This window comes from Micromonospora sp. LOL_024 (assembly GCF_048060415.1).
In the GTDB taxonomy this organism is placed as follows: domain Bacteria; phylum Actinomycetota; class Actinomycetes; order Mycobacteriales; family Micromonosporaceae; genus Micromonospora.
The window spans coordinates 49828-61908 of record NZ_JBHMIS010000002.1; the positions used below are offsets into that span (position 1 = coordinate 49828).

Consider the following 12081-nt stretch of genomic DNA (forward strand, 5'->3'; position numbering starts at 1 on the left):
CGCAGGCTACGTGGACGGCCGAGCCGGCCGTTCCCGTCACTCGCGGTACGAGTCGAAGATCTCCTTGCACTTGGGGCAGACCGGCGATCCTGGTCTGGGGGTTTTCGTCACCGGGAAGGTCTCTCCGCAGAGCGCCACCACGAAGGTACCCATGACCGCGCTCTCGGCGATCTTTTCCTTCCGCACGTAGTGGAACATCTCCGGACCGGTGTCGGCGTCCTTCAGCTGCGGGCTCTCAAGGATCTGTGTACTCACGTCTGCACCTCCGACGGACAAGTTTGGCAGGTCACGCTGATCCGGTCCACCTGAGGTGGCCCGGGTGGCGAGCGTACGGTGAGCGATTGTGACCGACTTCCACCTTCGCTACGGAACCGAGGTGACCCGGGCGTTGCGCGAGCATCGTCCCGTGGTCGCTCTGGAGAGCACCATTGTTTCGCACGGTCTGCCCCGACCGGACAACCTCCGGGTGGCCCGCCAGATCGAACAGACCGTCCGGGACGCCGGCGCGGTCCCGGCCACCATCGGCATGGTCGCCGGTGAACTCGTGGTGGGCCTCGACGAGGCCGAGTTGACCCGGCTGGCCACCGCCCAGGGTGTGACCAAACTCTCCGTCCGCGATCTCGCGGTGGCCGCGGCGTCCAGCGCGGACGGCGCCACCACGGTGGCCGCGACCAGCGCGGTGGCCGCCGCCGCCGGCATCGGCGTGTTCGCCACCGGAGGGCTGGGCGGGGTGCACCGGGAGGCCGCGCAGACCTTCGACGAGTCGGCTGACCTGGTCACCCTGGCCCGGACTCCGATCGCGGTGGTCTGTGCCGGGGTCAAGTCGATCCTCGATGTGGGCGCCACCCTGGAACGGTTGGAAACCCTCGGGGTGGCGGTGGTCGGATACCGCACCCGCCGGTTCCCGGGCTTCTTCGTCACCGACGGCGGCTTCGATCTGGACTGGTCGCTCGACTCACCGGAGCAGATCGCCGCCGCGCTGGCCGCTAGGGAGCAGCACGGAGTGCACCACGGCGGGCTGATCGTCGCCAACCCGCTGCCCACCGACGAGCAGCTCGACCCGGGCCTGCACGACCGCACGCTCGTCGAGGGGCTGGCGCTGCTGGACCGCGACGGTGTGACCGGCAAGGACGTCACGCCGTACCTGCTGGCCCACTTCCACCGCGCCACCGACGGCGCCAGCCTCGCGGTCAACGTCCGGATCATCCTGCGCAACGCGGACCTCGCCGCCCGGATCGCGGTCGCCGCCGTCGACCGTTCCGGCGAAGCCGCAAGGTGAGCGGTACCGGCCGCGTACTGGTCGTAGGCGATGTGATCACCGACGTGGTGGCGGTCCTCGCCGGCCCGCTGGCCGGCGGGTCGGACACCCCGGCCGCCATCGGGTTCACCGGGGGCGGGCAGGCCGCCAACACCGCGTCCTGGCTCGCCGCGCAGGGCGTGCCGGTGACCCTGATCGGTGCGGTCGGCGACGACGACGCCGGACGGGACCGGGTCGCGGAGCTGACCGCCGCCGGGGTCGACTGCGTGGTGGAGACGGTCACCGGCTGCGCCACCGGCACGGTGATCGTGCTCGCGGCCGGCGGCGAACGCACCATGGTCACCGAACGCGGGGCGAACGTCCGGCTGCGCCCGGGACAGGTCGACGCGGCGCTGGCCGCCACGCCGGACGCGGTGCACCTGCACCTGTCCGGGTACACCCTGCTGGACGCCGACTCCCGGCCGGCCGGCCGGCGCGCGCTGGCCGCCGCCCGCGAGCGTGGCCTCACCACCAGCGTCGACGCGGCCTCGGCCGCACCCCTGCGATCGGTCGGGCCGGCGGCGTTCCTGGCCTGGGTACGCGAGGTCGACCTGCTGCTGGTCAACACCGACGAGGCCACGGTGCTGGCCGGCGGGCTGGACCCGCTGGCCCAGGGCAGGGCGCTGGTCGCCTCGGCCCGCCGGGTCGTGGTCAAGCGCGGCGGTGCCGGCGCGACCTGGGTCGACCGGGACACCACCGTGGTCTCCTCGCCGGCCCGCCGGGTGGCGGTGCTCGACGTGACCGGCGCCGGCGACGCCTTCGTGGCCGGGCTGCTGGCGGCCTGGCTGGCGGGAGCGTCGCCGGAGGCCGCCCTGGATCGGGCCACCGACCTCGGCGCGGCGGCGGTCTCCCAGATCGGTGCGCGCCCGGCCCGCTGAACGGCCGGTACCGGCCCCACGAGGCAGGGACCGGACTGGATCGGACCGGGGCTGCGACCGGCCGAGCCGACCGGCCCACCAGCCTACGACCGCCCGGGCGGGTCAGGGCTCGGCGTCGATGACCCGGTGGGGCCGTTCTTCGGCGCTCAGGCTCATCGGAGGCGGCTCGGCTCCGGTCGCCGGGCGCGACGAGAAGCGGTTGGCCAGCCGGTGCTGCTCCTTCGGCGGCCGGTCGTTGGCCAGCAGTACCGCGATCCACGGGATGAGCACCATGCCCAGCGCGACCATGGGCAGCCATAGCCAGAGCAGCGGCGCCTGCGCGCCGACCAGGATCGCGCCGACGATCACACAGGCCACCCGGACGCCCATCATCACGACGTACCGCCGCTGCCGGCTGGTCAGTTGGTCACCCTGACTGCGGGAGGCGTCGGTGATGAGGATGGGTCGGTATGCCTGACGCTTCATCGAGTACTACCTCCTCGGGGGTCATCCCCATCCTGTCACTTGGACCTGACGACCGGCCATGTTCGTCGTCAGCACCACATGTGTTATGTACGTGGTACGCCCACCGGCGTGGGCAGCAGGTTCAGCTTCACCGACGAGCCGCCGGCCAACCTGATCGACGAGAGCCGACCGGTGGAACTGCCCACCCCCGACACCGGGAGCCCGCTCGGTCTGGCTGCCGCTGGACACCTACGAGCGGGTCCGGGCCGCCGCCGATGCCCGGAGCATCGGCGTGACCACACTGATGCGGCAGTGGATCGGAGCCGGCCTGGCCGACCTGGACGACTCGGCCACCGTCTCGCTGGCCGACGTCCGGCGGGCGATCGCCGCTCTCTCCCACCCCAGCGCCGCCTGACGGCAGCCGGGCTTCGCCGCTGTCGCCTCCTGCCGTCGCCGGAGGCGGCCCGGGTCAGTCGCCGCCGGCCCTCGCCTTCGCCGCCGCCTTCATCTGCTGTTTGTACTCCCGGACCAGACGCAGTGACTCGGCATCGCTGACATCGGCGACGGACCGGTACGTCTCCGGATCACCGTAGGCCCCGGCCGCCTCCTGCCAGCCAGGCGGTCGCACCCCGAACCGCTTGCCGAGCAGGGCGAGGAAGATCTGCGCCTTCTGCCGGCCGAACCCCGGCAGCGCGGTGATCCGCGCGAGCAGAGCACGGCCGTCAGCCGGATCAGCCCAGAGCCGGGCGGCATCGCCGTCGTAGCGTTCGACCAGCACCCGGCACACCTCCTGCACCCGGGCCGCCATGGCCTTGGGAAACCGGTGCAGGGCGGGCGGCTCAGCGAAGATCGCCACCAGGGCCTCCGGGGCGTGGTCGGCGATCTCCCGGGCGTCCAGGTCGTGCCCGAGCCGTCGGGCCAGCACGTACGGCGACGAGAACTCCTTTTCCATAGAAACCTGCTGGTCGAGAACCATCCCCACGAGCAGGGCCAGCGGGCTGCGGGTCAGCAGTCCGTTCGCCTCCGGGTCGATGGGCAGTACGAGCGTCATGGCTCCATCCTGCCCGTACCGGCCGGGACCACGTGTTCCGACGCCCACTCCCGTGCCGCGGTGATCGACCGGTCAGCGTGACGCGGCCCGGCGGATCGGGTCGAGCTGTCCGCCGGGCCGCTTCATCACATCAGGGTCAGTTGACCACGAACAGCAGGCGGTTCGGCGATCCCGAGCCGGGGCTGGTCACCACGCCGGTGGTGGCGTTGTTGACCAGGTAGCTCTTGACCTGTGCCGGCGAGTAGGAGGGGTTGGCTCCCAGGACGACGGCGGCGGCGCCGGCCACGTGCGGCGCGGCCATCGAGGTACCGCTGAGCGTGCTGGTCGCGGTGTTGCTGGTGTGGTACGCGGAGAGCACGCTCGAGCCGGGCGCGAAGATGTGCACGCAGGTGCCGTAGTTGGAGAAGGACGAACGGGCGTCGGTGCTGGTCGTCGAGCCGACGGTGATCGCGGTGGAGGTACGGGCCGGGGAGTAGTTGCAGGCGTTGGCGTTGGAGTTGCCGGCCGCGACCGCGTAGCTGACGCCGGAGGAGATGGAGTTGGCCACAGCGTTGTCGATGGAGGCGCTGGCCCCGCCGCCGAGGCTCATGTTCGCCACGGCCGGCTTGACCGCGTTGGCGGTCACCCAGTTGACGCCGTTGACCACGCTGGTGGTGGTGCCACCACCGGAGCAGTTGAGCACCTTCACCGCGACCAGCCGGACGGCCTTGGCAACGCCGTACGTCGAGCCGCCGACCGTACCGGCGACGTGGGTGCCGTGGCCGTTGCAGTCGGTGTTGTTGCTGTCCACGGTGTTGGTGCCCCAGGTGGCCCGGCCTCCGAACTGGCTGTGGGTGGTCCGGATGCCCGTGTCGATGATGTACGCCCGCACGTTCGAGGCGGTGTTCGGGTAGGTGAAGGTGCCGCTGAGCGGGCGGCTCCGCTGGTCGATGCGGTCCAGGCCCCAGGTCGGGTTGGTCTGGGTCGCCTGGATCGTGACCACCTGGTCCTGCTCCACGTACTCGACGGCCGCGTTGGCGGCGAGCCGGGAGGCCTGGCTCGCGGTCATCTTGGCTGCGAAGCCGGTCAGTGCCGCGCTGTACGTGTCGGAGACGCTACCGCCGTACCGCTTGACCAGGGCACTGGCCCGATTCGGTACCGTGCTGCGCGCCGTCGACGAACCAGCTGCACCGACCGCGTCGGTGCGCAGGACGACGAGGTAGCTTCCGCTGACCGCGTTCGACGCGCCGGCGCCGCGGATCTCGCCGGTGGGTGCGGCGACCGCCGCGGTGGCGCTGGCCGCGGATACGGCCGCCGCGGTGGCGACGACGGCGAGCGCCCGGATGAGCTGCCGTCGCGCGGTGGATCCTGAGGACATCTTCTGCCTCCCTTACCTGGACGGCCGACCCGGGCTTCTGGCCGGGCGGTCCGCACCATGGACTGAGTAGGAGAGATGCTAGCGTTCGATCGATGGATATGACAGAGACGTACATCTATTAATGGAAAGAGTCACGGGCCGGCCCGCCCAGATCGGGCTCCACCAGGCAGGATGGCGGTGTGGATGGACATGACATGCTGCTCTCCCCCGCCGGCGTTGACGCGCTACGGACCGCGCTGACCCGGGCCGCTTTCACCGCCAACGGCATCGCCGGGCGGCTCGGCCCGCAGGCCACCGGCGGGATGGCCCGCAACGACTTCCGGGCCGCGCTGCGCGCCACCGCCGACCGGGATCCGCTCGCCACGCTGATCCGGGTGTTCGTCTGCGAACAGACCGAGCCGGAGGCCGCCGTCGCCGCCGCGCTGGCACCACTGTCGATCGCCGAGGCGCTCGACGCCGGCCTGGTCGAACGGCACGACGGTGGGCTGCGAATGGGATTGGACCTGGAGCCGTACGGCGACGACTGGTGGGTGCTCGCGGACGTTCCCGCCAGTGCCCGACCCGGCCAGGCACTGCACGCCGAGCATGTGCTGGGCATCGGCGGGGCGACCCAGACCATGATCGGGGCGGCCGTCCGGCGGCCGGTGGAGAGCGCCCTCGATCTCGGCACCGGCTCGGGCGTGCAGGCGCTGCACCTGGGCACCCACGCCCGGCGGGTCACCGCCACGGACATCTCGGGGCGTGCGTTACGTTTCGCCGCCACCACCGCCGCCCTCAACGGCCAGGACTGGGAGCTGCTGCGCGGCGACATGGTGTCGCCGGTCGCCGGTCGCCGCTTCGACCTGGTGGTCAGCAACCCGCCCTTCGTGGTGGGGCCGGGAACCACCACGCACGTCTACCGCGACTCCGGCCGGGTCGGCGACGCGATCGGCGCCGAGCTGGCCGCCGCCGCTCCCGGCCTGCTCACCGAGGGCGGCACCATGCAGTACCTCGCCAACTGGGTACACGTTGCCGGTGAGGACTGGGGCGAGCGGGTGGCCGGCTGGTTCGCCGGCACCGGCCTGGACGCCTGGGTGATCCAGCGCGAGGTCGCGGACCCGATGGCGTACGTCAGCCTGTGGCTGACCGACGTCGGGGAGGCGGCTGACCCGCAGCGGATGGCCGACTGGCTGGACTGGTTCGACGCGCACAAGGTGGAGGCGATCGGGTTCGGCGTCGTCTCGTTGCGTCGAGGCGGCCACGACGACCCGGTGACCCGGGTGGAGGATCTACGCCAGCGCGCCCAGGCCCCGCTGGGTGACCGGATCGTCGGCTGGTTCGAGCGGCAGGACTGGCTGCGCGGGCGGGACACCGACGGGCTGCTGGCCGAGCGCTACCGCGCTGCCGCCGGGCTCCAGCTGCGGCAGGAGGCGACCATGGGACCCGACGGCTGGGGCGTGGACCGCCAGGTCCTCGCCATGCCCGAAGGGCTGCGCTGGACCGAGGAGATTGATCCGCTGGTACTCGCGCTGGTGGGCGGGGCCGACGGGCGATTGCCGCTGCGTGACCAGCTCGCGCTGCTCGCGGTCGCCCACGACGTGACTGTGGACGAGTTGGCCGAGGCAGCCGGGCCGATCGTGGCGCACCTGGTCGAGCGGGGCTTCATCGAGCCGTTCGCCGCCTGATGCGGGCGGTGGTGCAGACGGTCGGCCGGGCCAGCGTCACCGTCGGCGGCGAGGTCGTCGGCGAGGTCGGCGACGGGCTGCTGGTACTGCTGGGGGTGACCCACACCGACACCGTCGAGGTCGCCCACAAGATGGCCCGTAAGGTGCACGAGGTGCGCATCCTGGACGACGAGCGGTCGGCAGCCGACATCAATGCGCCGATCCTCGTCGTCAGTCAGTTCACCCTCTACGGCGACGCCCGCAAGGGTCGGCGCCCGACCTGGACCGCGGCGGCCCCGGCGGAGGTGGCCGAGCCGTTGGTCGAACAGGTGGTCCAGGCGCTACGCCGACGTGGCGCGCACGTCGAGACCGGGCGCTTCCGGGCACACATGCTGGTGGAGAGCGTCAACGTCGGCCCCCGCACCCTCCTTCTGGACATCTAGAGCCGACCCGCACGCAACCTGTTGTTGCGCGTGGCGAGGGTTGACCCTAGAGTCATACGCAACCATTAGTTGCAGGTGAAGGAGTGCGATGGAGTACGGCAGCATCGAGCGGGAGATCCGCGTCGAAGCCACCCCCGAGGTGGTCTACGAGGTGGTCAGCAGACCTGAGCACCTGCGGCAGTGGTGGCCGGACGAGGCAGAGTTCCAGTCCGTTCCCGGCGCCACCGGCGTAATCTCCTTCGGAGACAGCGCCACCCCGAATAGCCATGTCGAACCACTGACGGTGGTGGAGGCCGACCCGCCCCGGCGGTTCTCCTTCCGGTGGGTGTACGACCCGGCCGCGGTCGCGACGCCCGCCAACTCGCTCCTGGTGACCTTCGACCTGGTCCCGTCGGGCGCGGGCACGCTGCTGCGCCTAACCGAGACGGGATTCCGGGAGCGGGGCTGGCAGGCGGCCGTGCTCGAAGAGCACTACCGCGACCACCTCAGCGGCTGGGACCATTTCCTGCCCCGTCTCGTCACCTACCTCGCACGGCTGGTCGCGACTTCGTGAGCGTCGCCGTCGACGACGAACTCTGGTCGGCGGTCGGCGACCCCACCCGGCGGCGGATGCTCGACCTGCTACTGAGCGAGGGCGGCGGCACGGCGACCACGCTGAGCGAGCAGCTGCCGGTCACCCGACAGGCGGTCGCCAAACACCTCGGCGTGCTCGACCGGGTCGGGCTGGTGCACGCCACGCCGTCCGGCCGCGAGCGCCGCTACGAGGTGGACGAAGCGCAACTCGCCCGCGCAGTCGCGCAACTGTCGTCGGTCGGTGCCACCTGGGACGCCCGGCTGCGCCGAATCAAGCGGATCGCCGAGACGATCCAGCGCAACCAGCAGAGCTGAGCCCGGACGAACGTACGAACGTCGCCACGTCCGTGGCGGCGCTGACGAGTGCTGCCCGGATCCGGGCGCTCCTCGACGGAAAGAGGAATCGAAAATGGTGGAAATCCTGCACCGGATCGGGGTCGCTGCGGCTCCCGACGACGTCTACGCGGCGCTGACCACAGTCGACGGACTGGCGAACTGGTGGACGGTGGAGACGACCGGCGACGGCGATGTCGGAGGCGTGCTCCAGTTCCGCTTCGTGCCCGGCGGCTTCGACATGAAGGTCGTGGAGACCCGGCCCGCCGAGCTGGTGCTCTGGGAGGTCGTCGACGGTCCCGAGGAGTGGATCGGCACGCAGGTTCGCTTCGAGTTGAAGGTGGAGGACGACTTCACCATCCTGCTGTTCCGCCACGAGGGCTGGCGGGAGCCGGTGGAGTTCATGTACCACTGCAGCACCAAGTGGGCGATATACCTGATGAGCCTCAAGAAGCTGGTCGAGACCGGCACTGGCGAGCCAGCACCGGACGACGTCAGGATCAGCAACTGGCACTAGTCAGGCGGCGCGGGGTGGGCTGGTCAGCCGAACAGACCGCGACGTTGGAGGGACTGGCGCAGCCAGCCGTCGATCTGGGCGGCCCAGTCGGTACCGGCGGCCGAGGAATGCTCGACGGTGAAGCGGCCGAAGGCGTCCCGGCCCTCGGTGAACAGCCCGCCCCGCTTGTCCAGCTCCAGCACTACCTGCATCTGTCGCTGGTCGGCGATGAAGGTGAGCTCAAGCTGGTTCATCGAACCCGCGTACTGCGGGGCTGGGTAGAACTCGATCTCCTGGTAGAACGGCAGCGTCTGGTGGACGCCGTACAGGTGCCCCCGCTCCACATCGGCCCGGGCGAACCGGAAGCCCAGCCGCAGCAACGCCTCCAGCAGCCGCTCCTGTGACGGCAGCGGGTGCACCGCCACCGCGTCCAGGTCACTCGTGTCGACCGCGCGCGCGACCTCCAACTCCGTACGCAGCCCCATGGTCATCCCGTGCAGGTGCTGCCCGTAGAGCTCGGTGAGTGGCGTCTCCCAGGGCACCTCGAACCGAAACGGGACGTCGTGGCGCTGCCCCGCCTCCAACCGGAACGCGCCGGTAACGGGCTGCCGCTGGAACTCCTGGTTGGTCGCGTACTCGTTGTCGCCGCTCTCCACCTCGACCCGGGTGAGAAGTCCCAGGGCCACGTAGGACACGTCGACCGCGTGATCGCCGCCGGTGACCGCGACGGTCCCCGCCAGCTGGCCGCCCGGCCGGCAGTTCGGATCCGCCAGCACCGTCTCCACCGACGGGCCACCGACCCCCATCGCCTGCATGAGCCGCTTGAAGACCACATCTACCTCCGTCGCCCGATCACCCGTCCCACTCGCGGGGCGGCAAGTGCCGGCCCGGACGGCCGACCGCTGGCACGGTAGCCGCCGCCGGCAAGCCGAACATGCCGAACCGCCGGGCGGCCCGGCACGGAGTGAGGACTCAGGGCACCGATTGTGAACAGCTGTCGGTTCCCCGATCGCCTTACTCCCGCTTTACGCCCCAACCGCCAAGCTGTTTGTCACCGGCAGGTACTGGGCCGGCGGACACGGCACAGACGTGGACACGGGGAGAGGCGAGATGGGCCTGCAGACGATGGAGCACCGCACACACACCGGCACCGAGGCCGAGCCCGGCGTCGACACCCTGACCGACCTGGACGCCACTGACGAGCGTGGCGTCTCCACGGATCTGGTCCGGGCATACCTCAACGGAATCGGACGGACGAAGCTGCTCACCGCGGCACAGGAGGTGGACCTGGCGAAACGGATCGAGGCCGGCCTGTTCGCCAACGAGAAGCTGGCGACCTGCGCACCGTTCTCTGCTGACCTGCGTGCCGACCTGGAAGTGGTCGCGCGACAGGGCCGCGCCGCCAAGAACCACCTGCTGGAGGCCAATCTCCGCCTGGTGGTGAGCATCGCCAAGCGGTACACCGGCCGCGGCATGGCCTTCCTCGACCTCATCCAGGAAGGCAACCTCGGCCTCATCCGCGCCGTCGAGAAATTCGACTACACCAAGGGCTACAAGTTCTCCACCTACGCCACCTGGTGGATCCGCCAGGCCATCACCCGCGCCATGGCCGACCAGGCCCGCACCATCCGCATCCCGGTACACATGGTCGAGCAGGTGAACCGGATGGTCCGCGCCCGACGGGAGTTGGCCGTCGCGCTCGGCCGGGAGCCCACGGTCGCCGAGGTGGCCCACGCACTCGACGTGCCCGAGATCCAGGTGATCGAACTGATTTCGTACGACCGGGAGCCGGTCAGTCTGGACCAGACCGTCGGCGAGGACGGCGAGAGCGCGCTCGGTGACTTCGTCGCCGCCGTGGACCCGTCCGCCATGCCGGACGACGCCGCCGCCCAGGGCGAACTGCGCAATGAGGTGAGCGTGGTACTGGCCACCCTGTCACAGCGCGAGCAGGCGGTGATCCGCCTGCGGTTCGGGCTCGACGACGGGCGGCAGCGCACCCTGGACGAGGTGGGTCGCGAGTTCGGTCTCTCCCGCGAGCGGATCCGGCAGATCGAGAAGGTGACCCTGCTCAAGCTCCGGGCACCGGAGCGGGCGCAGCGGCTGGAGTCGTACGCCTGCTGACCTGACCCGCACGACTCGGCCCCGGCGGTTCGCCGGGGCCGAGTTGGTGTGTCCGCTTGACGGGCGACCGCAGCTCAGATACAAACCTTTTGGTTATCGAACCGAAGGGTTATATGACGTGCACACGGACTTGGATGCCACCTTTGCGGCGCTCGCCGACCCCACCCGGCGCGCCATCCTCACCCGGCTGGCAACCGGCGAGGCGACCGTCACCGAACTCGCCGCACCCTTCGCGATGAGCCAACCGGCGGTCTCCAAGCACCTACGGGTGCTGGAACGCGCCGGTCTGGTCAGCCGCGGGCGGGACGCGCAACGCCGCCCGTGCCGGCTGGAGGCCGGCCCGTTATGGGAGGCCACCACCTGGCTCGCCGCATACCACGACCACTGGGCCGAAAGCTACCAACGCCTGGACGCCCTGCTCGACGAGCTGCGCACGGCCGACCAGGCCGACCAGGCCGACCAGGCCCGCCCGCGAGGCGGTGGAACGCCGTGATCGACGACCACCTGGTGGTCGACACGCCGGGTGACCGGAAGATCGTGCTGAGCCGGCTGTTCGACGCCCCGGCGCAGCTCGTCTTCGCCGCCTTCACCCGACCTGAGCTACTGATCCGCTGGTACGGCGCCCGAGGCTGGCGGCTGGTCGAATGCGAGATCGACCTGCGCGTCGGCGGGCGCTGGCAGTTCGTCTCCCAGGGTCCGGCTGGGGAACGGATGGGCCAGAGCGGAATTTACCGAGTGATCGACCCGCCACGTCGACTCCGCTGCACCGAGCTGTTCGACGACCAGTCGTACCCCGGCGAGACCCTGGTCAGCCACGACTTCACCGAGTTGGCCGGACGAACCACCGTCACCACCACCCTGCGGTACGCCACGCCCGAGGGGCGGGACACCGCGCTGCGGTATCCGATGACCCGCGGAGTCACCGAAAGTTTCACCCGACTCGCCGAACTGTTGGCGACGACATCAGGAGAACCAGAATGAACTGGACGCTGGAAGTGGTGGTCGTACCGGTCTCCGATCTGGACCGGGCCAAGGCGTTCTACGCCGACCAGCTGGGTTTCGCTCTCGACCACGACACGGTGCTCGGCGACGACGTACGGATCGTGCAGTTGACCCCGCCCGGTTCCGGCTGCTCGATCGTGATCGGCAAAGGCGCGGTGCCGGAGATGCCATCCGGTTCACTCAAGGGGCTCCAGCTGGTCGTGCCGGACCTGGCAACGGCCCGTACCGAGCTGCTCGAACGGGGCGTCGAGGTGAGCGAGATCCAGATACTCGGGAAGAACCCACTGCCCGTGCCGGACCCGCTGGACAACGTCGGCTTCTTCTTCTTCGCCGACCCGGACGGCAACGCCTGGGCGGTGCAGCAGATTTCCAGCCGAGCTTGAGCCGGGTTGTCAAGCGGGGGCCCTTCCTATACACCAGGCGTTAAGAAGGGCCCCCTCCTT

Annotated in this window: 17 protein-coding genes; 12 read left to right on the top strand and 5 right to left on the bottom strand. The window is 70.5% G+C overall.

All coding sequences use genetic code 11. The features are described from left to right. Positions 1 to 36: 36 nt before the first annotated feature. Positions 37 to 255, bottom strand: a complete 219-nt coding sequence (locus ACFHWY_RS04060; RefSeq protein ID WP_416578725.1) for a DUF3039 domain-containing protein — start codon at positions 253 to 255, stop codon at positions 37 to 39. 88 nt (positions 256 to 343) lie between these two features. On the opposite strand from ACFHWY_RS04060, the gene ACFHWY_RS04065 reads away from it, so the two are divergent. Together ACFHWY_RS04065 and ACFHWY_RS04070 are read left to right on the top strand one after the other, a co-directional pair. Next, positions 344 to 1279: a pseudouridine-5'-phosphate glycosidase gene (locus ACFHWY_RS04065; protein WP_416578726.1), complete on the top strand. Its 936-nt coding sequence runs from the start codon at positions 344 to 346 to the stop codon at positions 1277 to 1279. Further along, complete coding sequence (locus tag ACFHWY_RS04070; RefSeq protein WP_416578727.1) at positions 1276 to 2175, top strand: carbohydrate kinase family protein; 900 nt, start codon at positions 1276 to 1278, stop codon at positions 2173 to 2175. Before ACFHWY_RS04065 ends, ACFHWY_RS04070 begins: the two co-directional genes overlap by 4 nt. A gap of 102 nt (positions 2176 to 2277) precedes the next feature. On the opposite strand, the gene ACFHWY_RS04075 is transcribed toward ACFHWY_RS04070, so the two are convergent. Beyond that, positions 2278 to 2640, bottom strand: a complete 363-nt coding sequence (locus ACFHWY_RS04075) for a DUF3099 domain-containing protein (protein WP_416578728.1) — start codon at positions 2638 to 2640, stop codon at positions 2278 to 2280. Positions 2641 to 2911: 271 nt separating this feature from the next. On the opposite strand from ACFHWY_RS04075, the gene ACFHWY_RS04080 reads away from it, so the two are divergent. Continuing rightward, positions 2912 to 3034, top strand: a complete 123-nt coding sequence (locus tag ACFHWY_RS04080) for a hypothetical protein (protein ID WP_416578729.1) — start codon at positions 2912 to 2914, stop codon at positions 3032 to 3034. Positions 3035 to 3088: 54 nt separating this feature from the next. Here the strand turns inward: ACFHWY_RS04080 and ACFHWY_RS04085 are convergent, their stop codons facing one another. Together ACFHWY_RS04085 and ACFHWY_RS04090 are read right to left on the bottom strand one after the other, a co-directional pair. Beyond that, positions 3089 to 3670, bottom strand: a complete 582-nt coding sequence (locus ACFHWY_RS04085) for an HhH-GPD-type base excision DNA repair protein (protein WP_416578730.1) — start codon at positions 3668 to 3670, stop codon at positions 3089 to 3091. A 136-nt stretch (positions 3671 to 3806) separates the two neighbouring features. Then, a complete protein-coding gene (locus ACFHWY_RS04090; protein ID WP_416578731.1) occupies positions 3807 to 5027 on the bottom strand; it encodes a S8 family peptidase in 1221 nt (406 codons plus the stop codon). 179 nt (positions 5028 to 5206) lie between these two features. Here ACFHWY_RS04090 and ACFHWY_RS04095 point away from each other — a divergent pair, with 179 nt between their 5' ends. The 5 genes from ACFHWY_RS04095 (at position 5207) to ACFHWY_RS04115 (ending at position 8536) form a co-directional block, all read left to right on the top strand. Further along, a complete protein-coding gene (locus tag ACFHWY_RS04095) occupies positions 5207 to 6691 on the top strand; it encodes a methyltransferase (protein ID WP_416578732.1) in 1485 nt (494 codons plus the stop codon). Continuing rightward, positions 6691 to 7113 (top strand): D-aminoacyl-tRNA deacylase, encoded by a 423-nt coding sequence (gene dtd, locus ACFHWY_RS04100; protein ID WP_416578733.1) that lies wholly within the window; start codon positions 6691 to 6693, stop codon positions 7111 to 7113. The genes ACFHWY_RS04095 and dtd overlap by 1 nt, the downstream gene beginning before the upstream one ends. A gap of 88 nt (positions 7114 to 7201) precedes the next feature. Beyond that, complete coding sequence (locus ACFHWY_RS04105; protein ID WP_416578734.1) at positions 7202 to 7666, top strand: SRPBCC family protein; 465 nt, start codon at positions 7202 to 7204, stop codon at positions 7664 to 7666. Next, entirely contained in the window at positions 7663 to 8001 is a 339-nt protein-coding gene (locus ACFHWY_RS04110) for an ArsR/SmtB family transcription factor (protein WP_416578735.1), read from the top strand. The genes ACFHWY_RS04105 and ACFHWY_RS04110 overlap by 4 nt, the downstream gene beginning before the upstream one ends. 94 nt (positions 8002 to 8095) lie before the next feature. Beyond that, the gene (locus ACFHWY_RS04115) at positions 8096 to 8536 is read left to right on the top strand and encodes an SRPBCC family protein (RefSeq protein ID WP_416578736.1); all 441 of its coding nucleotides are present in this window, start codon (positions 8096 to 8098) and stop codon (positions 8534 to 8536) included. A 23-nt stretch (positions 8537 to 8559) separates the two neighbouring features. On the opposite strand, the gene ACFHWY_RS04120 is transcribed toward ACFHWY_RS04115, so the two are convergent. After that, entirely contained in the window at positions 8560 to 9348 is a 789-nt protein-coding gene (locus ACFHWY_RS04120) for a sporulation protein (RefSeq protein WP_416578737.1), read from the bottom strand. Positions 9349 to 9625: 277 nt separating this feature from the next. Here ACFHWY_RS04120 and sigB point away from each other — a divergent pair, with 277 nt between their 5' ends. From sigB to ACFHWY_RS04140, 4 genes are all read left to right on the top strand, one after another. Continuing rightward, a complete protein-coding gene (gene sigB / locus ACFHWY_RS04125) occupies positions 9626 to 10636 on the top strand; it encodes an RNA polymerase sigma factor SigB (RefSeq protein ID WP_416578738.1) in 1011 nt (336 codons plus the stop codon). Positions 10637 to 10754: 118 nt separating this feature from the next. Further along, on the top strand, positions 10755 to 11129 hold the full coding sequence (locus ACFHWY_RS04130) for an ArsR/SmtB family transcription factor (RefSeq protein WP_416578739.1): 375 nt from the start codon (positions 10755 to 10757) through the stop codon (positions 11127 to 11129). Next, on the top strand, positions 11126 to 11617 hold the full coding sequence (locus ACFHWY_RS04135) for an SRPBCC family protein (protein WP_416578740.1): 492 nt from the start codon (positions 11126 to 11128) through the stop codon (positions 11615 to 11617). The genes ACFHWY_RS04130 and ACFHWY_RS04135 overlap by 4 nt, the downstream gene beginning before the upstream one ends. Then, positions 11614 to 12021: a VOC family protein gene (locus ACFHWY_RS04140; protein ID WP_416578741.1), complete on the top strand. Its 408-nt coding sequence runs from the start codon at positions 11614 to 11616 to the stop codon at positions 12019 to 12021. Before ACFHWY_RS04135 ends, ACFHWY_RS04140 begins: the two co-directional genes overlap by 4 nt. Positions 12022 to 12081 lie beyond the last annotated feature (60 nt).